We start from the raw sequence: 23,304 nt of genomic DNA on the forward strand, positions 1-23,304 counted from the left end.
CATTAATTTCACTCGGTAATAAATTTAGCGCCAGCGACGCGCGGAAAACGGCTTTAACGGGGATAAAGTGGGCGACGCGCGGCATCGGCTTCGCCACGCGCCGGTGCCGGTTCAGTGCAGGTCAGAGGTGCGCTGTTGCCACTCAGAGGGGTAGTGCGCTGGAATAAAACGCAGTGTAAGCGCCATGAGTAGCAGAACGCAGATCGCATGCCAGGACCAGTCAAGCGTGTAGTTCCCGCTCAGGCTACGCAACAGGCCGGAAAGCCAGGGGGAGAGGCCAGCGATGATAAATCCAATACCTTGCATAAAGGCTACCAGCCTGCCGGCTACCGCCGGTTGTCCGGCGTGATCCAGCGCCAGCACCAGACAAAGGGGAAAGGCGCCGCCCAGTCCCACGCCGCAGGCGATAGCCCAGAGTGCAGAGAAGTGCTCTGGCAGCCAGATGAAGCCGCAAAAGCCAGTTAACTGTAGCGCCAGAGCCAACAGAAGAAGCTGACGCCGGTCATCCTGGCGTGCCAGCGCCGGGAGCAGCAGGGCGCCGACAGTTTGCCCAACGGTGAGCAGCGCCAGCAGCGAGCCGCTGTCCTGGGCGCTGTCGCCAAGCTGAATATAGTACGGCGGTAGCCAGGCGATCAGGCTGGCGTAGCCCGCATTGATCAATCCGAAATAAAGTCCCAGCGTCCAGGCGCGGCGTTGTCGAAAAACGGCGACCCGGGGAAGCTCGTCATGCTGATGAGGAGCGCAGGGCAATTGCCGACAAATCGTCAGCCAGCTGACCAGCGCCAGCAGCGCAGGGAGCGCCCACCAGGCCAGCGCCTGGTGCCAGGCTGCGCTGTGTGATGCCATCCAGGGTGTGAGCGCAGCACCTAACCCCCCGCCGCCCATCAGTGCCGCCGACCATAACCCCATCACCAGAGGCGTCCGCCGGGTGAACAGTCGCTTAATCACCGCCGGGATGGCGGCCTGGATAATACCGATGCCAATTCCTCCGGCCAGGGCGCTGCTGAGCAGTAAGGCGCTGTGCGGGGCAATTTCCCGCAGCAGGGCGCCTACCGCGATAATCAGCAGACTCAGTGCAATACTGCGGTTTTGACCGATAAAACGATCGACCCAGCCGCCGGCCAGGGCCAGCACGCCCATCGCGATCACCGGCAGCGCGGTCAGGAGAGCGGCCAGGGTATAGCTCATCCCGCTGGCGGCGCGGATGTCCGGCAGCAAAGGGCCAATGGAGGTAAGCAGCGGCCGCATATTGATTCCAATCAGCACCAGGACTGCCAGCGTCAGGTTTTGTCGCAGCGCTGATTTCATGACTGCTGTTCCGCCCAGCGCTGATAAAGTGCCAGCCCCTCCGGCTGTGGGCGATGATGGATCGGTAATGTCTGTTGCGCCAGCGGTTGCTGCAACTGCTGATAAATCGCGGCGGTTGAGAGCTGAAAGGGTTCTCCATCCTGATTACTGTTGGCGAAAAACACTTCCCGTACGCCGGTTAAATAGAGTGCGCTGAGACACATCGGGCAGGGTTGCCCGCTGGCATAGATGACGCATTCGCGCAGCACCGCGCTTCCCAGCCTGGCGGCAATATCGCGAACAGCATTCAGTTCGGCGTGCGCCGTTGGGTCGCCGTTCAGATGAAAGGTATTGACGGCCTCGGCGACCATCTGGTCATGGCGCACCAGCACGGCACCGAAGGGGCGGCCGCCGTGGGTAACGTTTTGATCTGCCAGCGCTAAGGCGCGCTGGAGATAGCGATCGTGAGCGGACATTGTCACTCCTGCACAAGCTGTGATTGAAAGTGAAAATAAGGGGAATGATGTGGAGAGAGTACGCAACTTGTTTCATAAGTTAAAAGACTTATTTATGATGCACCCTATTGGAATTACTTATAGGTAAGCAAATGCTCTTGCGCCATCTTTCCTACTTCATCGCTGTGGCTGAACATCGCGGCTTTACCCGCGCCGCCGCAGCGCTGCATGTCTCACAGCCCGCGCTGTCACAGCAGATCCGCCAGCTGGAAGCAATGCTTGAGGTTCAGCTCTTCGATCGTTCAGGCCGCCATACCCGCTTAACTGATGCCGGAGAGATCTGGCTGGAGTATGCCCGACGCGCCTTACGCGATCTTGAGGAGGGACGTCGCGCCCTGCATGATGTGCAAGATCTCCAGCGGGGAAGACTACGCATCGCTATGACGCCGACTTTTACCACTTACCTGCTCGGGCCGCTGATGGGAGCATATTATCGACGCTACCCCGGAGTGAAAGTGCTTATTCAGGAAATGAACCAGGAACGGATGGAGGCGATGTTGCTGGAGGATGAAATTGATATAGGGATTGCCTTTGACGAAAGCCTCTCGCGGGATATTGTGGCTCAGCCGTTGCTGACTGAAACCCTCGCGCTGGTGGTGAGTCGTGCGCATCCGCTGGCACGAGAGAGCTACCTGCAGTTGCCGGCTCTCGACGCGCAGCCATTGATTTTACTCAGCAGCGAGTTTGCTACCCGCGAACAGATCGATCGTTATTGCCACCGTCATCGGCTCGAACCAGACGTGCGGATGGAGGCTAATTCGATTGGCGCCGTTCTGTCGATCATTCGATGCACGCCGCTTGCGACGCTGCTGCCGGCGACGATCGCCGGGCAGTATGATGATGTGGTGGCGCTTGAGCTAAGACCTGCGCTGCTACAACGAACGGCCTGTTTATTGCAGCGCCAGGGCGCCTGGCAGAGCGCCGCGTCGCGCGAATTCATCGCCATGGCGCAGCAGATTGCTGCCACGCTGGTTTGATGGTTGGCATCGCTAATAATGCTCACTGGACAGAGTATCTTCCCTGAGCATTCCTTCTTCTTTGAGTCTTTCCAGCACATGACGAAAGAGCTGGGCTTTGTCTGGCTCAGCCATATTCTGCAGCTTTTCATTAAATATGGTAGGAGACTGAATAATATAGTGAATAAACTCCAGTAATACCTCATTTTGCGGCAGCAAGGTTAATTCCTGTTGAATATAAGAGGAATGCTCGAGTAGTGGATTTTTTGTCACATCCATCGGTCGGGCACTAATACTGTGAGCGTATATTTTCTCAATAGCCTGGCTGGTGATATAGATACGGTTTAATGATATGGCGGGACGTTCATCTTCATCCGGAATGAAATGACAATAAACAAACGGTTTATCAGGCAACATCATGCTAAGTTTGCTTTCGCGAATAATATCATCCGGCGCTTCCAGCAAGGCCATTAAATTCCGGCAATGTGGATGCCAGAGTCCTGACGCGGATACCTTTACATTGAACTGCGTCACCGTATTTCCGCGCAGGGTTTCCATCATCGGAATATCTCCTTCAAGCCGCAGAATGCTGCGGATGTGGGAGTGGGGCGACCAGATAGTTTCCGCCGCCTCGGATGAGGAAAGCGGACTGAACGCGGTAGTGACGTCTTTTTCCTGATGAGAAAGGGCGGCGATTTTTAATGTGCCCCGCGTTGGGTTGAGCTTCAGACATAGATTGATCGCGCCAATATCATGCCAGTGAAGAATGTCTTCAAGTTCACAGTTTAATAATTTTTGCGCCCGCGCCAGGGAGCAGTACTCCATGGGCGGTAAATTATTTAGCTTCCAGATGTTCCGTTCTGTTATATTCATAAAATCATATGTCGATGAAAACATAAATGGCCATGGTCAGCAAACCTGAGCTGATTACAATCATTTATTCTTTTCGCTGACTTCCTTTACCTGTTGAATAAATCCATTCACATTGAGAATAATATAATGATTAATTGGCTATTGTTATTGTTTTACTGCTAAACACTTACTTTATCGCGTTATCTTATCATCTCTTAATCGTAGAGAAAAATAGTTTGCTGAATATAACTATTTCTCCACACAGCTGAAAAGTTGAGAACGACCGGTAGCGCGGTATGCAAGTGTTCTGTGTCTGTGGCAGATTTTGCGAACGATTGGGCAAATCAAACAGACGCCTGCGGCGTCCGTTTGATCGTGGCTTTTTATCGCGCAGAAGTTGGGAAACGGTCACCCGGTTGCGCGATGGCATACCATGCCATCATTTCTGCAGTGCCCGGCTGGCCTTCAGCTGGCGCCCAGGCCATGGTGTCCATTTCAGCAAGCGGCTGATAAGCGCCTTGTTTGACTTCAAACACCATTCCGCCAGCGTCCAGTGACAGCACCGTATGCCAGGTGCCAGCCTCCATTTCCAGCGCCGTACAGGTTTCACCCAGCACCACCCGGCTGGTGACCACGCCGTTGTCATCAAAATTCAGTACCACGAATCGGCCTTTCAGCGGCAGTAAAAGTTCGAAGGTATGTCTGTGCCGGTGCGGGCGGATATAGGTGCCAGGTTCCATGGCGATGGCCAGACGCTGTATCGGGTCGCTCAGTTCAGGATGAAAATTGCGATGCGCGCGCAAGCGTGGCGCATGGGCTGCCGCTTCGCTCTGCTGCTGCATATCGCTGAGGGTGATCTGTTTCATATCTACGTCTGGCTCCTGTATCGTCCAGAGAAGGTTACACTGGGGTAGTGGCTTGTGACTGTTTAAGCCAAGGGGCATTGTACGCGGAATTGCGAGACATGTGTCTACATTATCGGTAACAGATGATACCGTCACATCGTTACATCATGAAGGTGGTTGTAGAAATGTGAAAGTAAGTCTTTTTTTGCTGAGTATTAGTGTAAATGCGTTCAATACATCTTTTGTTATAACTCTTCATGCCGCAATATCAATAAATTTATTAATATTGACGCTCTTAATATATCAACCTTGATTTAAAACAAGTTTGTGCTGATTGATTAAGTCATTAAATGATAGTTTTATGGTGTGTAATTTTTTTTAATGTTATGGAATTTTTATCTTTAATGATTGATGTAATTATCATTCATTATTAATATGAATTATTGCTGTATTTGTATTGTAGTTATTACTAATAACTGGTGGCTTGCTGTTTTGTTCAGCGTTGTTTTATCATTGCCCCTAATTAAATATAAGGCGAAAATGCGTATGATAATTAACTAAGGAAAAAGACAAAAGTGGCTGATACGTTCCAGAATGAAGTCCCCAGGGCGCGCATTAATCTTAAATTATCTCTTCATACCGGCGGCGCGCAAAAGAAGGTTGAACTACCGCTCAAGCTGCTTACCATTGGCGATTTTAGTCATGGTAAGGAGAACCGGCCTTTGTCAGAAAGAGAAAAAATCAACGTCAATAAAAATAACTTTAACAGCGTACTTTCGGAATTTAGCCCGGAAGTAAACCTCTCGGTGCCAAATACGCTTGCCGGCAATGGCGAAGAGGAGAACGTCAGACTGCGCTTTACCGACATCAAAGATTTTGAACCGGAGCAGGTTGCCCGGCAAATTCCGCAACTCCGCGCCATGCTGGCGATGCGAAATTTATTACGCGATCTCAAATCCAATCTGCTCGATAACGCCACTTTCAGAAAAGAGCTTGAGGCAATTCTGAAAGATCCGGCGCTGTCCCAGGAATTACGCGACGAAATGAGTGCGCTTGCCCCGAAATAAGTGCAGGGCAAGTCTGTTAATGGATTAACCGGGAAAATGCTAATGTCTGTTACCACAGAAAACGCCCCTGTTCAGGGGCAAACCACGCTGCAGGAAAACAGGGCGGGCGAGGGCGTTTACGCCTCGCTGTTTGAAAAAATTAATCTCGCCCCGGCGTCTTGCCTCGGGGATATCAACGACTTTCTGGACGATGCCGCGCTCTCCGAAGCGCCGGCGGCGGAACGTCTCACCGCGGCGATGCAGGTGTTTATGGAGCGCATCCGTCAGTCCGGCCAGCGGGTGGAAAAGCTCGACAAAACGCTGATTGACCACCATATCGCTGAGCTGGATTTCCAGATAAGCCGTCAGCTGGACGCAGTGATGCACCACCAGGAGTTTCAGCAGGTCGAATCGCTTCCCGAAAATAGTGCTTCCTGAAAGCGATACATTAAACTTAATCATTGGGCGAGAAACCTGGCTCAAAGAAGAGCTTCCAACATCAGTCGAAGAGGCTGAGGTAGATAGCGTGGAAGATATAGAATCACTGGAGCCTGATACTGATTCGGATGATACCGAGACAGTAGAAGATCATACTTCTGCGCTAACAGAATCAATGATCGCAAAACTATTAAATTTAACTACGACAGGGTGATTTATGTTAAAGGAAATTTGGAAGTCTATTTTTTGCTTTATGATCGTGTTTTCTAGCTTTAGTGCATCTGCTACTTGCCTAAAGGAAGGGGATAAAGTAAGTCTGACAGGAGTTGTTAGCGAAAAATTATACTACGGCCCTCCTGGCTGGGGAGAGGATAAAGCGAATGATGAGAAGCTACATGAGTGGATATTGCATTTAAAACAGCCACTCACATGTGTAACAGACGCAGATACTGACAACCAAAATTGGAATCAGGACGTTCAGTTGATAATGCGTGATAGTAATGACTATAAAGCAAATAAAAGTCTTCTAGGAAAAGTTGTCAGTATTGATGGCGTAATATTTCTTGCAGAGACCGGATATCACATGACGCCTGTTTTATTGGATGATGCCAAGTTTGAAGTTGCAGGCAAATAGCAGAGAGGGTTAATTAAAATGCGCTTTATAAATGCTATTTATCATGCATCGACAAAAACGGTAGAATATGAGTCATCGAATGGCACAAGATTGTTAAAAACAGGGGGCTCACTGAATTGGCGATTCAATAACCCAGGAAATCTCATTTCTGTAAAAAACCAGCAAGGAAAAATCGGTATTGGAGTTGTCTACAATCCAGACAAACATTCATTCGCAATATTTTCTAGCATAGAAGCTGGTGATAATGCTAAACGATCTCTGCAAAAGAAAATATAAGGATTTTACTATTCCAGAAATGATGAAAAAATATGCGCCGGGGAATGATGGTAATAACCCTGAAGCTTATGCCAATTTTATCATGTCTGAAAGTGGGGTCGCTCAGGGGGAGAAAGTAGGAGATCTTGACGATACAAAATTCAGTAAGGTAATTAAAGCAATTAGCACAAAGGAAGGTGGCTTGAAGCCGGGCACCGAAAAATGGGTGTATGTGACAAATGTGACTGTTTCTGATGGCTCTCGACCAGTTGCTGATGTGCCATTTAAAGTGACGCTAGGAAACACTAGCTACGAGTGGAAAACAGATGCTTACGGTAAGCTCAAGACAATCATCCATACGAAACAAGGAATGACTATTGTTGTCAAATATATTAATTCTGCTGGAAAAGAGGATGTTGTTTATTCAGCAGTCGCTGGGGATGAAACGAAGAATATACTGCTCACGCGAAATTTTTCGCAATTCTCTGCAAAAACACTTGCCGAGACCCCAAAAACTCCACGTGCGAAGAGCACTCAAAAACCTATTGAGTATATATTCATGTCAGGTGACACTCTCTCGAAAATTGCCGAACGTTATAAGACAAGCGTTGATGAAATAGCCAAAAACAATAATATAAAAGATGTGAGTAAGATCTTTCCAGGTCAGAATTTGATGATATATGGTGTCAATGCTAATAGTCCTTCGATCTATACCGTAGCTCCAGGGGACACTTTGGCGAAGATCGCAGAAAAAAATGGTGTGAATGTTGAAGATATTGCCCGGCAGAATAATATATCAGATCCTAATAAAATATACCCAGGACAATCAATTTCTATAGACAAAAGTGGCAATATTACGTCTGGTCAGACTGAAAGGCCAGTTGAAAATCCGATAGCCTCAAAACCAGTTAATAAAAAAACTGAAAAAATAGTGTAATCAATACGAATAAAAAAGTACTGGATTCAGTCGGAGGGAAAAATTCTGGCAATCCGATTGCATTACTCCCTCATGATCAGAGAGAGGCCCCATGGATGGTGGTTGCAATTAAAGAAGCTCAAAAATGGAAAGGGGCAGATGAATCTATAATAACTAAAAAATCTAATTACCATCAGTTGATAGGTTATGGAAAAATGTTGCCAAACCTCGTTGGCAGCAATCACGCGTGGTGCGCATCATTTGTAAATTATTGTTTGCAAGAAGTGGGGTATGCTAAATCTCATTTTCCATTCAGAGCAAGATCATTCATCGGTGATAGTAATTTTTTCGAGATATCTAAGCCTGTTTACGGGGCTATTGCGACGTCTGGTCATCATGCTACCCTTGTTTATGGAGCTGCAAAGGGTGCCATCATTGGCTTGGGTGGTAACCAAGGCGGGTTATCAATTATAAATGGATCTGTATCTGCAGGGACGATTAAATTTTCCACTTATAAAGGGATGCGATATTTTTTACCTGTAACTTATAAAACATATTATAACGAGGCACAAAAACATAGCCTTCAACAATTTGATGTCAATGAATTGAACTCAAAGATGTTAAGTATGACCGTAAAGTCAAAAGGAAAAGAGAGTACACGATGAATTGGAAACTAGCTATCGCTTTTACGTTTGTATTATCCCAATCATCTTTTGCAAGTTCTGAAGCCTTCCAAAAGGTATGGAATGATAGTTCCGGTAAACATGTTTTAATTATAGATAAAAAACTTGATAGCAAAGACGGTGGAATGACCTTACTTGTCAAACAAGTCACAGGGAATAGTAACGATTGGACCCTCAAAGATTTTGTCCGAAACTGCGGCGAAGATATAAAATTAGATATTGCTCCTGATTCTGTCGAGGTGAATAAAATATTTTCTGATGGCGTAGGAACCGTTTTATTTGCCTACAAAATAGGGTGTGTTGGTGGGATTGACCCTGTAATTGTAAAATATTTTGCTTTTAAAAATGGTGTAAAATATTCGTTAAGGGGAGAAGAGCATATTATTGTCGGTAGTGAGGGTTTCGGTGGGGAGAAGGCTCCAGTGCCTGATTCCAATCTCAAGAATGACAAATCTCTTCTGAAGTACATGATGGGGAAATGGGATTCTATTTCCACAACAAAAATAAATTAAATCGTGTGGTTTCATGCCATAAATCTACTGAAGTTCCATCTAGCTTATAAATATTTTTAAGGAGAAATAGTGAGGTAGTTTATAGCGCTCATTATGCTTTCTGCGATTTCATGTAATGCGTACACTACCAAGATCAGCAGCAGGGTTGTATTCGGCACGTTCTGTAACAATCGCGTAGTGAAAAATCTCACTACAATGCTGGTGTACTTTGCTTGCAAGCTCAGGCGCTCCCCGCTTTTCTATTCGTTGTAATACGGACAAAAGCTCCAGTGGTTTTATTTCATTAACAGGCTGAGATCCTGGATAGGGGAAGACATTATTTATAAAAGCTCGCTTGACGTAATCAGCATAACTCTTTGACCAACCGGATACTTTTGCACTGTACCATTCGAGAGCTATTGCTTCAAATGTGTTGGTAACCGAGAGTTTTTAGCTAATTGCGTGGCTTTTTTGACCTCTCCGGGAGCCTTATCATTCGACAATACCTTTATTGTCTCATCTCGTTTAGTGCGAGCTTCCGCAAGCGAGATGCCCGGGTAGGTTCAGAATGAGAGCTTTTTCTCTTTCCCGGCAAATCGATATTTCATGCGCCAGTACTTTGAACCGTTAGTATTGACCATGAGATAGAGCCCTCTGCCATCAGCGAGCTTATAGGCTTTGTCTCTGGGCTTTGCAGTCTCGACCTGACGCGCATTTAAGGGCATTTGAGGGGGCTCGTGTTTCATTGAACAGGATAAGCCCCCACTAAGGTCCCCAAACGTTTATTGATTCACATTGAGATGGGTAGATATCGGTTGACGTCGCACAGCCAGAGCAGAGGGTTTATTACTGATTATAAGGGGATTTTATTGAATTCGGTAGGCGTCAGGAGAGTTGTATATGGTGTCCCCTGCAGGAATCGAACCTGCAACTAGCCCTTAGGAGGGGCTCGTTATATCCATTTAACTAAGGGGACAAGGCGGCACGAGTATAGCGTTTTTTGTCCGCCTGAGTAAGAGCCATACCGTCTGACTGCTTAAACCCTCGCCACTCAGGGCGCTTTTTTTATGCCCTGTCGGCGTTTTTGGCTTTCTCCTCCGACTGGGTGCGGGCTTCCGCTTTTCGCTTACTGCTCATGTCGTTACGGATCTGCGCATGGCTCAGCAGTGCGAAGATGAAGGTCCCGCCACAGATATTTCCCGCCAGCGTCGGCAGGGCGAACGGCCAGATAAAGTCCGTCCAGGGCAGGTTTCCGTTAAATACCAGATAAAGTATCTCGACCGATCCCACCACGATATGAGTTGTATCCGCCAGGGCGATAAGCCAGGTCATGAGAATAATCACCACGATTTTGGCGGCGCCGGCGACAGGAAACATCCAGACCATGGTGGCAACCAGCCAGCCGGAAATAATCGCATTAGCGAACATCTCTGTCGGGCTATTTTTCATGACGTCTTCGGCGATGCTAACAAAGGCCTGACGGGTTGGCTCATCAAATATAGGCATATAATTGAAGGCCCAGGCGGCCACTGCGGTGCCGATGAGATTGCCCGCCAGTACTACCGACCATAACCGCATCAGTAAACCGACGTTGCCGGGAGTAGGATTGTGCATCACCGGCAGAACGGCGGTGACCGTATTTTCAGTGAACAGCTGCTGGCGAGCCATAATCACAATAATAAAGCCAAAGGTGTATCCGAGGTTTTCCAGTAAAAAACCGCCCGGGATCCCCTCCAGTTTGACGTGAAAAATCCCCTTCGCCAGCAGGGAGGCTCCCATCGACAGACCGGCTGCAATCGCTGACCACAGCAGGGCCAGCGCATCGCGCTCCATCTCTTTTTCTCCTTCCTGGCGAATATGTTCATGGATCGCCATCGCCCGCGAGGGAAGGCGATCTTCATTCACTTCTATCTCTTCACCACGCTGATTTTCCTCACTTTCAACTTCTCGTTCGTCATCCTCTGGCTTTAATTTGTTATTGTCTAGTTCATCCATTTCGTGGTCCTCGCTATCAATCTGTATAGTAATAGCGTAGCGGCTTTCCCTGCCGTCTGGCTGGGTATACTCTGAAATCGCAAAAATGGTAACGTCAGATTTTTGTCGCTCCGGTAGAATAGGAGCCCCGCGATCTCGTTATTCCCAGGCTATGATCAAATCAACAACTTGGGTGATATAGACATCGTTCAACGTGCTGTTACAATCGCTCACATCTTTACGGGCGGAAGCGTTGTCTTTCCGTCATGGATGGCAACTCGCGATAGCCATAAAAACCAGGGAGACATCTATGAATTATCGCCTGTCGGCGCTTGCGCTTGGCGCCACATTGCTGGTGGGATGTGCCAGTTCCAGCTCTGGCGATCGGCCGCAGGGGCGTTCAGACCCGTTAGAAGGGTTTAACCGCACGATGTTCAATTTCAACTTTAACGTGGTTGATCCTTACGTGCTTCGCCCGGTAGCGGTGGCATGGCGTGACTATGTCCCGCAGCCGGCGCGCAATGGGTTAAGCAACTTTACCAGTAACCTGGAAGAGCCAGCGGTGATGGTGAACTACTTCCTGCAGGGCGATCCCTATAAAGGTATGGTGCATTTTACCCGCTTCTTCCTGAACACCATTCTCGGTATGGGTGGGCTTATCGATGTGGCCGGGATGGCGAATCCGCAGCTACAGCGCGTTGAGCCGCATCGTTTCGGCAGTACGCTTGGCCATTATGGCGTTGGCTATGGCCCGTATGTTCAGTTGCCGTTCTATGGAAGCTTTACCCTGCGCGATGAAGGCGGCGATATGGCCGATGGCCTGTATCCGGTGCTCTCCTGGCTGACCTGGCCGATGTCGATCGGTAAATGGGCGGTGGAAGGGATTGAGACGCGTGCTCAGTTGCTGGATTCCGACGGCCTGCTGCGCCAGTCTTCCGATCCTTACATTCTGATGCGTGAAGCCTACTTCCAGCGTCATGATTTTATCGCTAACGGCGGTAAGCTGACCCCGGCGGACAACCCGAATGCCCAGGCTATTCAGGATGAACTGAAAGATATCGATTCACAGTGATCGGCGAATGATAAAAAAAGGGTGAACATCATGTTCACCCTTTTTTGTTGTGCGAGGCTTATCAGAAGCGGTAGTTGAAGTTAGCGCCGTACAGCCAGGCGGTCCCTTCGGAACGGAAGGTATACGGGCCTTCCTTAATTTCAACATGCTGCCCATGCATATAGGATATCCCAACGTCAACTGACGCATCCTGGTTGAAGGCGTAAGTGGTACCCGCGCTCAGCCACAGACGATCCTGATCCGGAATGGAGATGGAGCGATTGCTGGCCGGTACCGGGCTGTCATCGAAGGCAATACCGGTACGGAAGGTCCAGTTATCGTCGTAATAATAGGTGGTCCCCAGCGCAAGACGATAGGCGTCTTTAAAGCCTTCCTCTTTATAGAACAGCGTCTGGCCGTTGCTGCCGGTCGCTTTCAGCTCCTGGAACTGACTCCAGCTGGTGTAGGTCAGGCTGTAGTGGACCGCCCACTGCGGTGCCACACGGTTATAACCCGACAGCTCCCACATTTCCGGCAGGTTAAGCGTCAATGAACCATTGGTGGTCTGACCGTTGGTTCCCGCGGGCAGGCCGAAGTTACCAAGGATCTGGTTATAAGCCGCCGGCAGGCTGCTGCGGTAGTTACCGTCGAAGTCGATCTTCACCTCGGAACGGTAGGTAAAACCGTAGCGGTTGTTCTTATCCAGCTCATAGAGGATACCGGCATTCCAGCCAAAGCCCCAGGCGTTGCCGTTAAGATGGGCGATCTGCGTGTCGGCAGGGATCTTCGCCACCTGGCCTGCCAGCGCCGGCGGCAGTGCGCCAGAACCAGCGACAATCTGACCCAGGTCACCCGCATAGCGCTCGATCTTCGCCTTGGCGTAGACCGCGTCAAAACCTAAGCCAAAGCTCCAGTTGCTGTCGAGACGGTAGGCGCCGCTCAGGTTGAAGTTCGCGGTGGTCAGGTCGGTTTTACCGCCCATGCTGCCAGCCGCATAGTCATCGTTGTATTCCGTTGCCAGGCCATAGTTAGAGGTGATGGACGCCCCCCAACCAAATTGATCGTTAATCGGCGCGACAAAGTGGAAGTTAGGCACCCACGCCGTCGGGGCAATATTGTCCGCATTCAGGCTTTTACCGGTGGGGGAGGTGCCCGAAACATTAACGCCCGGGTCGACAAAAACGGCGCCCGCCGACATGGTCGGGCGGTCAAACATCATAATTAATGCCGGGTTACGACTGGCATTACCAGCATCGTCAGCGATAGCCCCTTCACCGGAATAGGCGCGACCCAGCCCCGATGCAGAGAATTCGTTGAGCTGGAAGCCTGCTGACCAGGCTTGGGTGGAAACAAGTGCGACAGCCACTGCAAGGGCAGATTGGGTAAAGCGGGTTTTCTGGCTCATGCCCATAACCTCATTGAGTTATTTTTTTTTAAACTATGTTACATGCCGTAACAGAAGCGCGGGAGTGTAGGGTCTGCGGTACAACCAAGAAATCAGACCAGTGCGCTGAGTATAGGTCTGACCAGATGAGTTGTTGCAAGTTTGTTTATGAAGTTTTTCAATTGTGATAACAGAAACGCGATCCAGCTGGCAAAAATCCCGGAGAGAGCAAGGGGAACAGAAGGGGATTTTTGTTTTAGATCATTTTTAAGTGTGATTTCTGTCACTTAACGCCGCCAGGGCGATTCTCGGCTGGAGGCTCACCGGGGGCAGGGCTTAAAATAAACACATAATTTGTCTGGCACCGCAGGTGCATCTCCAGAGGAAATCCACGATGAGTAAATGTAGCGCTGATGAAACCCCGGTTTGCTGCTGTATGGATGTTGGCACGATTGTTGACAACACCGACTGCACCGCCTCATACAGTCGCGTATTCGCCAACCGCGCGGAAGCCGAGCAAACGCTCGCCGCGTTAAGCGAAAAAGCCCGCAATGTCGAATCTGAGCCGTGCAAAATTAACCCAACCTTTACTGACGTTGACGGCGGTGTGCAGCTGGATATCGATTTTGTTTTCAGCTGCGAAGCAGAATCGCTGATCTTCCAGCTGGGCTTACGTTAATTCCTCCTCCTGACGCCCCGAATACGGGGCGTTACCTTTTCTCTTCACTGTGTTTTGGCTCGCAATTTTGCGCTTCTCCGATTGGCTTAATGTAAAAAATTAGTTAAGAATGTTATCAGGTCAGACCACTTGGTTGTCTTGGTTAACAGGGGAGAGTTATGAGTCAGGCATTACCGCTTATCACCCGTCAGGGCGATCGCATTGCCATTGTCACGGGGTTACGCACGCCGTTTGCGCGTCAGGCAACGGCTTTTCATGGCGTTCCGGCCGTTGATTTAGGAAAAATGGTGGTTGGCGAGATGCTGGCGCGTAACGACATTCCTGCCGAAGTCATCGAGCAACTGGTCTTTGGCCAGGTGGTGCAGATGCCGGAAGCGCCGAACATCGCCAGAGAAATTGTGCTGGGTACCGGCATGAGCGTTCATACTGACGCCTATAGCGTCAGCCGCGCCTGCGCCACCAGTTTCCAGGCCGTGGCGAACGTCGCTGAAAGCCTGATGGCCGGCACCATCCGCGCCGGTATTGCCGGCGGCGCCGACTCCTCCTCGGTATTGCCCATTGGGGTCAGTAAAACACTGGCCCGCACGCTGGTGGATGCCAATAAGGCCCGCTCGCTGAGTCAGAAACTGAAGCTGTTTTCGCGTCTGCGGCCGCGCGACCTGTTACCGGTTCCTCCGGCGGTGGCGGAATATTCAACCGGTTTGCGGATGGGCGATACCGCCGAGCAGATGGCAAAAAGCTGGGGGATCACCCGGGAACAACAGGATGCACTGGCGCATCGTTCGCACCAGTTGGCGGCCAAAGCCTGGGAAGAGGGAAAGTTGTCGGCAGAGGTAATGACCGCCTATGCTCCCCCTTTTCGCGAGCCGCTGGAGCAGGATAATAACATTCGTAAAAATTCAACACTCGCTGATTATCAGAAGTTACGCCCGGCCTTCGACCGCAAACATGGCACCGTCACCGCCGCCAACAGTACGCCGCTGACGGACGGCGCGGCAGCGGTGATCCTGATGACCGAGTCCAGGGCCAAAGAGCTGGGGCTGAGGCCGCTGGGTTATCTGCGCAGCTACGCCTTTACCGCTATTGATGTCTGGCAGGATATGCTGCTGGGACCAGCGTGGTCCACGCCGCTGGCGCTGGAGAGAGCTGGCCTGACGCTGGCGGATCTGACGCTTATCGATATGCACGAAGCCTTCGCCGCGCAGACCCTGGCCAATCTCCAGTGTCTGGCAAGCGAACGCTTTGCCCGCGAGGTGCTGGGACGCACGCAGGCCACCGGCGAGGTAGAGGAGAGCAAGTTTAACGTCCTCGGCGGCTCTATCGCCTATGGGCACCCCTTTGCCGCCACCGGCGCGCGAATGATCAACCAGACGCTGCATGAACTGCGGCGGCGGGGCGGGGGATTTGGCCTGGTGACGGCCTGCGCGGCAGGTGGTCTGGGTGCGGCGATGATTCTGGAGGCTGAATAATGGATGCTGTTTCCGCTTTTAAGCTTGAGGTCCGTGAGGACAAGGTCGCGGTGATCACCATCGATGCCCCGGGTGAGAAAATGAATACCCTGAAAGCTGAGTTCGGCAATCAGGTGCGCGGCCTGATACGCCAGGTTCGTGATGATAAGTCATTGCGCGGCGTGGTGTTTATCTCCGCCAAAGCGGATAACTTTATCGCTGGCGCAGACATTAACATGATTGCCCGCTGCCAAAGCGTGCAGGAGGCGGAGTCGCTGGCGCGCCAGGGACAGCAGATTATGTCTGAGATCCATGGCTTATCGATCCCGGTGATTGCCGCCATCCACGGCGCCTGCCTTGGCGGTGGTCTGGAACTGGCGCTGGCCTGTCACGCCCGCATCTGTAGCGATGACGAAAAAACCCGACTCGGTTTGCCGGAAGTGCAGCTTGGCCTGCTGCCGGGTTCCGGCGGGACACAGCGTTTACCGCGGCTGATTGGCGTCAGCACCGCGCTGGATATGATGCTCACCGGCAGGCAGCTGCGTGCGCGACAGGCGCTGAAAGCCGGTCTGGTAGACGAGGTGGTGCCGCAGGCGATTTTACTGCAGGCGGCGGTGGAGCTGGCGCTGAAGGGGCGACCGGCCAGCCGGGATATGCCGGTACGCGAACGCGTGCTGGCGGGGCCTTTGGGCCGCCATCTGTTATTCCAGTTTGTCGGCAAACAAACGCAGCGTAAAACCCAGGGGAATTATCCGGCGGTGAAGCGAATTCTGCAGGTTGTCGAGAATGGTCTGGCCCACGGCTGCAGCAGCGGTTACGCCGAAGAAGCTCGCGCGTTTGGTGAACTGGCGATGACCCCGCAATCGCAGGCGCTTCGCTCAATCTTCTTTGCCAGTACCGATCTGAAAAAAGATCGTGGCGCCGAAGCAGAGCCCAGGCCGCTGACGAACATTGCGGTGCTGGGCGGCGGCCTGATGGGCGGGGGAATCGCCTATGTGACCGCCTGTAAGGGCGGGCTGCCGGTGCGCATTAAAGATATCCAGCCGCGTGGCATCAACCACGCCTTAAAGTACAGCTGGGATCTGTTGAATAAACAGGTTCGCCTGCGTCGTCTGCGCCCGGGCGAGCGCGATCGCCAGATGGCGTTGATCTCCGGCGCCACAGACTATCAGGGCTTTGCTCATCGCGACGTGGTGATTGAGGCGGTATTTGAGGACCTGGCTCTCAAACAGCGGATGGTCAGCGAAGTGGAACAATACGGTGGGAAGCAGACCATCTTTGCGTCGAACACCTCATCGTTACCGATCGGCGATATTGCCGCCCACGCCAGCCGTCCGGAGCAGGTAATCGGCCTGCATTTTTTTAGTCCGGTGGAGAAAATGCCGCTGGTGGAAGTGATCCCGCATAAGGGAACTGACCCGCAGACTATCGCCACCGTGGTGCAGCTGGCTAAACGGCAGGGAAAAACGCCGATTGTTGTCGCAGATAAAGCGGGCTTTTATGTGAATCGCATACTGGCGCCGTATATCAATGAAGCGATGCGCCTGCTGGTGGAAGGCGAACCGGTTGAGGTGATTGATAACGCGTTGGTTAAATTCGGTTTTCCGGTGGGGCCGATTCAACTGCTCGATGAGGTGGGTATCGATACCGGCACCAAAATTATCCCCGTGCTGGAGAGCGCGTTTGGAGAACGTTTTAGCCCGCCTGCAAACATCATTGACGCGATTTTGAAGGACGATCGCAAAGGTAGAAAAAATAATCGTGGTTTCTATCTTTATGAGACAAAAGGGCGTAAAAGCAAAAAACGGCCCGACCCGGCAGTCTATCCGCTGCTGGGCATCGACCGCTCCCCGTCGCGGCTCTCCGCGCAGCAGGTGGCGGAGCGCTGTGTGATGATGATGCTTAACGAGGCGGCGCGCTGCTTTGATGAGCAGATTATCCGTAGCGCGCGCGATGGCGATATCGGCGCCGTCTTTGGTATAGGGTTTCCGCCATTTCTTGGCGGCCCGTTCCGGTATATGGATACTATCGGCGCGGGTGAAGTTGCCGCGATCCTGCAGCGCCTGGCCGCCCAGTACGGCCCACGTTTTACACCCTGTGACACTTTATTACGCATGGCCGAACAGGGGACAACCTTTTGGCCAGCGGATGAACGGCTGACCTAAGTTGTGGTCAAAGAAGGTAAATCCGGCTACGGATGACGCTGTTGATTGGCTGTTTTGTAAACAATGATTGACTATACTTACGCCATTGAGGTAAAAAACAGCGTTTCATTCGTGGAATGGATCAGGCACAATGCCCGGCCACCGGGTCGCCTGCGTATTGTCTTCGCAGGCCAAACTACGGTGCTTCTGGTTAACAAAAGCGGTGCAATATGCAAGTTTTTATTATGCGTCACGGCGACGCTGCCCTCGATGCAGCCAGTGACTCGGTTCGTCCATTAACCGTATGCGGTTGTGATGAGTCTCGTCAGATGGCAACCTGGCTGAAAGGTCAAAAAGTGGATATTGAGCGCGTTCTTGTCAGTCCCTATCTGCGTGCAGAACAGACGCTGGATATTGTTGGGGAGTGTATGAACCTGCCAAAACATGTCGACGTGATGCCGGAACTCACGCCGTGCGGCGATGTGGGAATGGTGAGCGCCTATCTTCAGGCGCTGGCGAATGAAGGCGTGGCGACGGCGCTGGTCGTCTCTCACCTGCCGCTGGTGGGGTATCTGGTCTCAGAGCTGTGTCCGGGGGAAACGCCCCCGATGTTCACCACCTCGGCTATCGCCTGCGTGACGCTGGACGCCGACGGCAAAGGTGAGTTCCTCTGGCAGAAAAGCCCCTGCAACCTCAAGATGGCCAACGCCATCTGACGGCCCCCCGGAGCCCGCCGTTACGGCAGCTCCGGCGGTTGCCACTCCTCGACCTCAATCAATATCAGCAGTGCGGCGTCACCGCCGTACTCTTTGGGTGCCTGGTGAAACGCCATAATATGCGGGTGCTGCGCCAGCCACAGCGGGGTTTGCTGTTTGAGAATGTGTTTGCCGTGCCCGTGCATCACGCAGGCGCAAAACACATGTTCGCGACGGCAGGCGGCAATCAGTGCCCCCAGCTCCTGTTTGGCCTGCTGCTGAGTGAGCCCATGCAGATCGAGAAACAGCTCTGGCGAATAATCCCCACGGCGCAGCTTTTTTAACTCAAAATGGCTGACGTCGGCGCGGACATATTTCGTCGAGCCTTCGGTATTCAGCAACGGCTGAAACTCATCAGAGAAATAGTGGCTGTTATCGGCCTGTTCCTGCAGCAAACGCTTAGGAGCAACCTCGGTGATTTTCTTGCGCTGCGGGCGGTGAACGATGGTGTCCTGCTTGATCTTTCGTGTGCCGGTCATCAGCTGACGGAACAGCGCCTGATCCTCCTCGCTAAGCGATGTCTTCTTTTTCATTGTCCGCTCTCATGAATACTTTGCGCTAGTTTACCCGACTCAATATCCCTTCGGGCAAGGAAAACCTGTTTTTTCCCCGGCCACCCCACGCAAGAATGCTGATTTATCGCCGTCTTCATGGCACACTAGCCGCCGAATTTATAGCAGAGTGTGCCCTGGAGGATGTCGTGGATAAAATTTTTGTTGATGAGGCAGTCAATGAGCTGCATACCATTCAGGACATGCTGCGCTGGGCGGTCAGCCGTTTCAGCGCTGCTAACATCTGGTACGGTCACGGCACCGATAACCCGTGGGATGAGGCGGTTCAGCTGGTGCTGCCGTCCCTCTACCTGCCGCTTGATATCCCGGAAGATATGCGCACTGCGCGCCTGACCTCCAGCGAGAAACACCGCATTGTAGAGCGGGTGATCCGCCGCGTGAACGATCGTATTCCCGTCGCCTATCTGACCAACAAAGCGTGGTTCTGCGGTCATGAGTTTTACGTTGATGAGCGGGTGCTGGTGCCGCGCTCCCCGATTGGCGAACTGATCAATAACCAGTTTGCCGGGCTGATTAACCACAAACCGCAGCACATCCTTGATATGTGCACCGGCAGTGGCTGCATCGCCATCGCCTGCGCCTATGCCTTCCCCGAGGCGGAAGTCGATGCGGTGGATATCTCCCCGGACGCGCTGGCTGTCGCCGAGCACAACGTCGAGTCCCATGGCCTGATCCATCACGTGACGCCGATCCGCTCCGACCTGTTCCGCGATTTGCCGAAGCTGCAGTACGATCTGATCGTCACCAATCCGCCGTATGTGGATGAAGAGGACATGGCCGATCTGCCGGAAGAGTATGAGCATGAGCCGGTGCTGGGTCTGGCCTCCGGGAGCGATGGCCTGAAGCTGACGCGCCGCATCCTCGGCAATGCGCCGGATTATCTCAGCGACGACGGGGTTCTGATTTGTGAAGTCGGTAACAGCATGGTACATCTGATGGAGCAGTATCCGGACGTGCCGTTTACCTGGCTTGAGTTTGATAACGGCGGCGACGGTGTCTTTATGCTGACCAAACAGCAGCTAATTGACGCTCGTGCGTACTTCGGTATTTATAAAGACTAAAAAAACAACACGCCAACATAACGACAAAGAATGGAGCCGTGATGGCAGGAAATACAATTGGACAACTCTTTCGCGTCACTACCTTCGGCGAGTCGCACGGCCTGGCGCTGGGCTGCATCGTTGACGGTGTGCCGCCGGGCATCCCGCTGACCGAAGCCGACCTGCAGCACGATCTCGATCGTCGCCGCCCGGGCACCTCGCGTTACACCACGCAGCGTCGCGAGCCGGATCAGGTCAAAATCCTCTCCGGCGTCTTCGAAGGCGTTACCACCGGGACCAGTATCGGTCTGCTGATTGAGAACACCGATCAGCGTTCGCAGGATTACGGCGCGATCAAAGATCTGTTCCGTCCGGGCCACGCCGATTATACCTACGAGCAAAAGTATGGTCTGCGCGACTATCGCGGCGGCGGTCGTTCTTCTGCGCGCGAAACCGCGATGCGCGTGGCGGCCGGGGCGATTGCCAAAAAATTCCTCGCCGCGAAGTTCGGCATTGTCATTCGCGGCTGCCTGACACAGATGGGTGATATTCCGCTGGCTATCAAAGACTGGGATCAGGTTGAGCAGAATCCCTTCTTCTGCCCGGATCCAGATAAAATTGACGCCCTGGACGAGCTGATGCGCGGCCTGAAAAAAGAGGGTGACTCTATAGGCGCCAAAGTTACCGTCGTTGCCGACGGCGTACCGCCGGGTCTCGGCGAGCCGGTCTTCGATCGCCTTGACGCCGACATCGCCCACGCGCTGATGAGTATTAACGCGGTGAAAGGCGTGGAGATTGGCGACGGTTTCGAGGTGGTGAAGCTGCGCGGCAGCGAAAACCGCGATGAAATCACCAAAGCCGGATTCCAGAGCAACCACGCCGGCGGCATTCTTGGCGGCATCAGCAGCGGACAGCAGATCGTTGCCAACATCGCGCTGAAGCCTACCTCCAGTATTACCGTTCCCGGTCATACGATTAACCGCTTTGGCGAAGAGGTGGAGATGATCACCAAAGGGCGTCACGATCCGTGCGTCGGCATTCGCGCCGTACCGATCGCTGAGGCGATGCTGGCGATCGTTCTAATGGATCACTTTATGCGTCAGCGCGCGCAGAATGGCGACGTGACGACGACAATTCCACGCTGGTAACCATGAAAAACACCGTTATCGCCCTGCTGGCGCTGCTGGTCAGCGCCGGTAGCCTGGCCGCCACGCCGTGGCAGAAAATAACCCAGCCGATCGGCGGCAGCGCCCAGTCAATTGGTGCGTTTTCCAATGGCTGTATCGTTGGCGCCGAGGCGCTTCCTCTGAGTGCTACCGGCTATCAGGTGATGCGTACCGATCAGCGTCGTTACTTCGGTCATCCGGATCTGGTGCAGTTCATTCAGCGCCTGAGTAATCAGGTGCACAATAAAGGCATGGGAACCGTGCTGATTGGCGATATGGGGATGCCGGCGGGCGGGCGCTTTAACGGCGGCCACGCCAGTCACCAGACGGGGCTGGATGTCGATATCTTCCTCCAGCTGCCGCAAACGCGCTGGACATCGTCTCAGCTGTTGAAGCCGCAGGCGCTGGACCTGGTCGCCAGCGACGGCAAACGCGTGGTACCGTCGCTGTGGAGTCCACAAATCAGCCAGCTGATCAAGCTGGCGGCGGAAGATAGCGAGGTTACCCGTATTTTCGTCAACCCGGCGATTAAACAGCAGCTGTGCCTGGACGCGGGCAGCGACCGCCAGTGGCTGCGTAAAGTCCGTCCCTGGTTCCAGCATCGCGCCCATATGCATGTCCGTCTACGTTGTCCGGCGGGGAGCCTCGAGTGTGAAGATCAGGCACCGCCACCGCCTGGTGATGGCTGTGGGTCTGAGTTGCAGAGCTGGTTCGAACCTCCTAAACCTGGGTCTACCCCTCCTGTGAAGAAGACGCCGCCGCCGCTGCCGCCTTCCTGCCAGGCGCTACTGGATGAGCATGTGCTGTAATGGATAGTTTTATCGAATTATTTGCCGTATCGCCGCTGGTGCTGGTGGTACTCTTTTTTGTCGCCATCCTGGCCGGTTTTATTGACTCACTGGCGGGGGGCGGGGGCTTACTGACCGTGCCGGCGCTGATGGCGGCCGGAATGCCACCAGCCCAGGCGCTGGCCACTAACAAGCTGCAGGCCTGTGGCGGATCGCTCTCGGCGACCCTCTATTTTGTGCGGCGCAAGGTGGTCAGTCTCGCCGATCAGAAGCTGAATATTCTGATGACCTTTATTGGCTCGACCGCCGGGGCCCTGCTGGTCCAGCACGTCCAGTCCGATATTCTTAAGCAGATCCTGCCGTTGCTGGTGATCGGTATTGGCCTCTATTTCCTGCTGATGCCGAAACTGGGCGAAGCCGACCGGCAGCGTCGCCTGTACGGTTTGCCATTTGCCCTGGTCGCCGGCGGCAGCGTTGGATTTTACGACGGCTTTTTTGGCCCCGGCGCCGGTTCGTTTTATGCACTGGCTTTTGTCACCCTGGCCGGGTTTAATCTGGCGAAGTCGACGGCCCATGCCAAACTGCTGAACGCCACCTCAAACGTCGGCGGCCTGCTGCTGTTTATCATCGGTGGGAAAGTTATCTGGGCCACCGGCTTTGTGATGATGGCCGGACAGTTTATTGGCGCCCGCGCCGGCTCCCGGCTGGTGCTGAGTAAAGGGCAGTCGCTGATCCGGCCGATGATCGTCATCGTCTCGGCGGTGATGAGCGCGAAACTTCTCTTCGACAGCCACGGGGCGGAGATTTTGCAGTGGTTGGGAATTCATTAATGCAACAGCAACACCATTATCAGCAGCTGATTGACCTCTTCGACAGCTGCTTTGCCGAAGATTTTAATACTCGCCTGATTAAAGGCGACGATGAGCCGATCTATCTTCCGGCAGACGATGAAACGCCGTATCACCGTATCGTGTTTGCGCACGGATTTTTTGCCAGCGCCCTGCACGAGATTTCTCACTGGTGTATCGCTGGCAAAGCCCGCCGTGAGCTGGTGGATTTTGGTTACTGGTACTGCCCGGATGGCCGCGATGCGATGACCCAAAGCCAGTTTGAGAACGTTGAGGTCAAACCGCAGGCCTTCGACTGGCTGTTCTGCGTGGCGGCGGGATTTCCGTTTAACGTCAGCTGTGACAATCTGGAAGGGGACGTTGAGCCCGATCGCATCGCCTTCCAGCGCCGGGTGCATGCTCAGGTGATGACCTTGCTTGAACAAGGGATCCCCGAGCGTCCGGCGCGCTTTATTCGCGCATTACAACACTATTATCAAACGCCGCCATTGACGGCGGAACATTTTCCGTGGCCGGAAGACCTGCACTAAGGCCACA

General features: G+C 52.8%; 24 protein-coding genes, 1 tRNA gene and 2 pseudogenes. 18 read left to right on the forward strand and 9 right to left on the reverse strand.

Annotated elements, in window-relative coordinates:
* Positions 1-111: 111 nt before the first annotated feature.
* Entirely contained in the window at positions 112-1,308 is a 1,197-nt protein-coding gene (locus ACKLKD_RS03685; RefSeq protein WP_080896883.1) for a CynX/NimT family MFS transporter, read from the reverse strand.
* Entirely contained in the window at positions 1,305-1,763 is a 459-nt protein-coding gene (locus ACKLKD_RS03690) for a nucleoside deaminase (RefSeq protein ID WP_025711415.1), read from the reverse strand. Before ACKLKD_RS03690 ends, ACKLKD_RS03685 begins: the two co-directional genes overlap by 4 nt.
* Before the next feature lie 131 nt (positions 1,764-1,894).
* Between ACKLKD_RS03690 and cynR the strand changes: the two genes are divergently transcribed.
* Entirely contained in the window at positions 1,895-2,779 is an 885-nt protein-coding gene (gene cynR, locus ACKLKD_RS03695; protein WP_080896884.1) for a transcriptional regulator CynR, read from the forward strand.
* 12 nt (positions 2,780-2,791) lie between these two features.
* On the opposite strand, the gene ACKLKD_RS03700 is transcribed toward cynR, so the two are convergent.
* Positions 2,792-3,631: a hypothetical protein gene (locus ACKLKD_RS03700; RefSeq protein ID WP_087806205.1), complete on the reverse strand. Its 840-nt coding sequence runs from the start codon at positions 3,629-3,631 to the stop codon at positions 2,792-2,794.
* A gap of 362 nt (positions 3,632-3,993) precedes the next feature.
* The gene (locus tag ACKLKD_RS03705; protein WP_025711412.1) at positions 3,994-4,476 is read right to left on the reverse strand and encodes a WbuC family cupin fold metalloprotein; all 483 of its coding nucleotides are present in this window, start codon (positions 4,474-4,476) and stop codon (positions 3,994-3,996) included.
* Positions 4,477-5,030: 554 nt separating this feature from the next.
* Between ACKLKD_RS03705 and tssB the strand changes: the two genes are divergently transcribed.
* The 7 genes and pseudogenes from tssB (at position 5,031) to ACKLKD_RS03740 (ending at position 8,939) form a co-directional block, all read left to right on the forward strand.
* Entirely contained in the window at positions 5,031-5,522 is a 492-nt protein-coding gene (gene tssB, locus ACKLKD_RS03710; protein ID WP_004176434.1) for a type VI secretion system contractile sheath small subunit, read from the forward strand.
* A 42-nt stretch (positions 5,523-5,564) separates the two neighbouring features.
* Positions 5,565-5,918, forward strand: a pseudogene (locus ACKLKD_RS03715) (type VI secretion system contractile sheath large subunit); the annotation flags it as partial.
* A 238-nt stretch (positions 5,919-6,156) separates the two neighbouring features.
* Positions 6,157-6,573, forward strand: coding sequence for a DUF4431 domain-containing protein (locus tag ACKLKD_RS03720; protein ID WP_025711410.1), 417 nt, complete (start codon positions 6,157-6,159; stop codon positions 6,571-6,573).
* An 18-nt stretch (positions 6,574-6,591) separates the two neighbouring features.
* A complete protein-coding gene (locus tag ACKLKD_RS03725; RefSeq protein ID WP_223862114.1) occupies positions 6,592-6,849 on the forward strand; it encodes a hypothetical protein in 258 nt (85 codons plus the stop codon).
* Positions 6,818-7,765, forward strand: a complete 948-nt coding sequence (locus ACKLKD_RS03730) for a LysM peptidoglycan-binding domain-containing protein (RefSeq protein ID WP_223862113.1) — start codon at positions 6,818-6,820, stop codon at positions 7,763-7,765. Before ACKLKD_RS03725 ends, ACKLKD_RS03730 begins: the two co-directional genes overlap by 32 nt.
* A 95-nt stretch (positions 7,766-7,860) precedes the next feature.
* Complete coding sequence (locus ACKLKD_RS03735) at positions 7,861-8,409, forward strand: hypothetical protein (protein ID WP_223862112.1); 549 nt, start codon at positions 7,861-7,863, stop codon at positions 8,407-8,409.
* Positions 8,406-8,939, forward strand: a complete 534-nt coding sequence (locus tag ACKLKD_RS03740) for a M949_RS01915 family surface polysaccharide biosynthesis protein (protein ID WP_025711409.1) — start codon at positions 8,406-8,408, stop codon at positions 8,937-8,939. The genes ACKLKD_RS03735 and ACKLKD_RS03740 overlap by 4 nt, the downstream gene beginning before the upstream one ends.
* Before the next feature lie 123 nt (positions 8,940-9,062).
* Here ACKLKD_RS03740 and ACKLKD_RS03745 read toward each other — a convergent pair.
* The 3 genes and pseudogenes from ACKLKD_RS03745 to ACKLKD_RS03755 form a co-directional block, all read right to left on the reverse strand.
* Positions 9,063-9,643, reverse strand: a pseudogene (locus ACKLKD_RS03745) (tyrosine-type recombinase/integrase); the annotation flags it as partial.
* 176 nt (positions 9,644-9,819) lie between these two features.
* Positions 9,820-9,894: transfer RNA gene (locus ACKLKD_RS03750), tRNA-Arg, on the reverse strand.
* A gap of 89 nt (positions 9,895-9,983) precedes the next feature.
* Positions 9,984-10,913, reverse strand: coding sequence for a formate/nitrite transporter family protein (locus ACKLKD_RS03755; protein WP_025714533.1), 930 nt, complete (start codon positions 10,911-10,913; stop codon positions 9,984-9,986).
* A 289-nt stretch (positions 10,914-11,202) separates the two neighbouring features.
* On the opposite strand from ACKLKD_RS03755, the gene mlaA reads away from it, so the two are divergent.
* Complete coding sequence (gene mlaA, locus ACKLKD_RS03760) at positions 11,203-11,964, forward strand: phospholipid-binding lipoprotein MlaA (RefSeq protein ID WP_002913362.1); 762 nt, start codon at positions 11,203-11,205, stop codon at positions 11,962-11,964.
* Positions 11,965-12,025: 61 nt separating this feature from the next.
* Here mlaA and fadL read toward each other — a convergent pair whose 3' ends face one another.
* Complete coding sequence (gene fadL, locus ACKLKD_RS03765) at positions 12,026-13,348, reverse strand: long-chain fatty acid transporter FadL (protein WP_165931774.1); 1,323 nt, start codon at positions 13,346-13,348, stop codon at positions 12,026-12,028.
* 373 nt (positions 13,349-13,721) lie between these two features.
* On the opposite strand from fadL, the gene ACKLKD_RS03770 reads away from it, so the two are divergent.
* The 4 genes from ACKLKD_RS03770 (at position 13,722) to sixA (ending at position 18,314) form a co-directional block, all read left to right on the forward strand.
* A complete protein-coding gene (locus ACKLKD_RS03770; protein WP_025714531.1) occupies positions 13,722-14,006 on the forward strand; it encodes a YfcZ/YiiS family protein in 285 nt (94 codons plus the stop codon).
* Between the two features lie 158 nt (positions 14,007-14,164).
* On the forward strand, positions 14,165-15,475 hold the full coding sequence (fadI, locus tag ACKLKD_RS03775; protein ID WP_025714530.1) for an acetyl-CoA C-acyltransferase FadI: 1,311 nt from the start codon (positions 14,165-14,167) through the stop codon (positions 15,473-15,475).
* Positions 15,475-17,619, forward strand: a complete 2,145-nt coding sequence (gene fadJ, locus ACKLKD_RS03780; RefSeq protein WP_087806159.1) for a fatty acid oxidation complex subunit alpha FadJ — start codon at positions 15,475-15,477, stop codon at positions 17,617-17,619. The genes fadI and fadJ overlap by 1 nt, the downstream gene beginning before the upstream one ends.
* Positions 17,620-17,828: 209 nt before the next feature.
* A complete protein-coding gene (sixA, locus tag ACKLKD_RS03785) occupies positions 17,829-18,314 on the forward strand; it encodes a phosphohistidine phosphatase SixA (RefSeq protein WP_002913355.1) in 486 nt (161 codons plus the stop codon).
* Between the two features lie 20 nt (positions 18,315-18,334).
* Here sixA and smrB read toward each other — a convergent pair whose 3' ends face one another.
* Positions 18,335-18,886 carry an endonuclease SmrB gene (smrB, locus tag ACKLKD_RS03790; RefSeq protein ID WP_004201792.1) on the reverse strand — a complete coding sequence of 184 codons (552 nt, stop codon included), beginning with the start codon at positions 18,884-18,886 and terminating at the stop codon, positions 18,335-18,337.
* Between the two features lie 167 nt (positions 18,887-19,053).
* Here smrB and prmB point away from each other — a divergent pair, with 167 nt between their 5' ends.
* Genes prmB through ACKLKD_RS03815 form a run of 5 tightly spaced genes read left to right on the forward strand, consistent with a single transcriptional unit; the run spans position 19,054 to position 23,297 of the window.
* Complete coding sequence (gene prmB, locus ACKLKD_RS03795; RefSeq protein ID WP_025713436.1) at positions 19,054-19,986, forward strand: 50S ribosomal protein L3 N(5)-glutamine methyltransferase; 933 nt, start codon at positions 19,054-19,056, stop codon at positions 19,984-19,986.
* Between the two features lie 41 nt (positions 19,987-20,027).
* Positions 20,028-21,113 carry a chorismate synthase gene (gene aroC, locus ACKLKD_RS03800; protein ID WP_025713435.1) on the forward strand — a complete coding sequence of 362 codons (1,086 nt, stop codon included), beginning with the start codon at positions 20,028-20,030 and terminating at the stop codon, positions 21,111-21,113.
* Positions 21,114-21,115: 2 nt separating this feature from the next.
* Positions 21,116-21,940, forward strand: a complete 825-nt coding sequence (mepA, locus tag ACKLKD_RS03805) for a penicillin-insensitive murein endopeptidase (protein ID WP_025713434.1) — start codon at positions 21,116-21,118, stop codon at positions 21,938-21,940.
* Positions 21,940-22,749 (forward strand): sulfite exporter TauE/SafE family protein, encoded by an 810-nt coding sequence (locus ACKLKD_RS03810; protein ID WP_025713433.1) that lies wholly within the window; start codon positions 21,940-21,942, stop codon positions 22,747-22,749. The genes mepA and ACKLKD_RS03810 overlap by 1 nt, the downstream gene beginning before the upstream one ends.
* On the forward strand, positions 22,749-23,297 hold the full coding sequence (locus ACKLKD_RS03815; protein WP_025713432.1) for an elongation factor P hydroxylase: 549 nt from the start codon (positions 22,749-22,751) through the stop codon (positions 23,295-23,297). The genes ACKLKD_RS03810 and ACKLKD_RS03815 overlap by 1 nt, the downstream gene beginning before the upstream one ends.
* Positions 23,298-23,304: the final 7 nt, after the last annotated feature.

Source organism: Klebsiella sp. 10982, assembly GCF_048589245.1.
GTDB lineage: Bacteria > Pseudomonadota > Gammaproteobacteria > Enterobacterales > Enterobacteriaceae > Klebsiella > Klebsiella quasivariicola.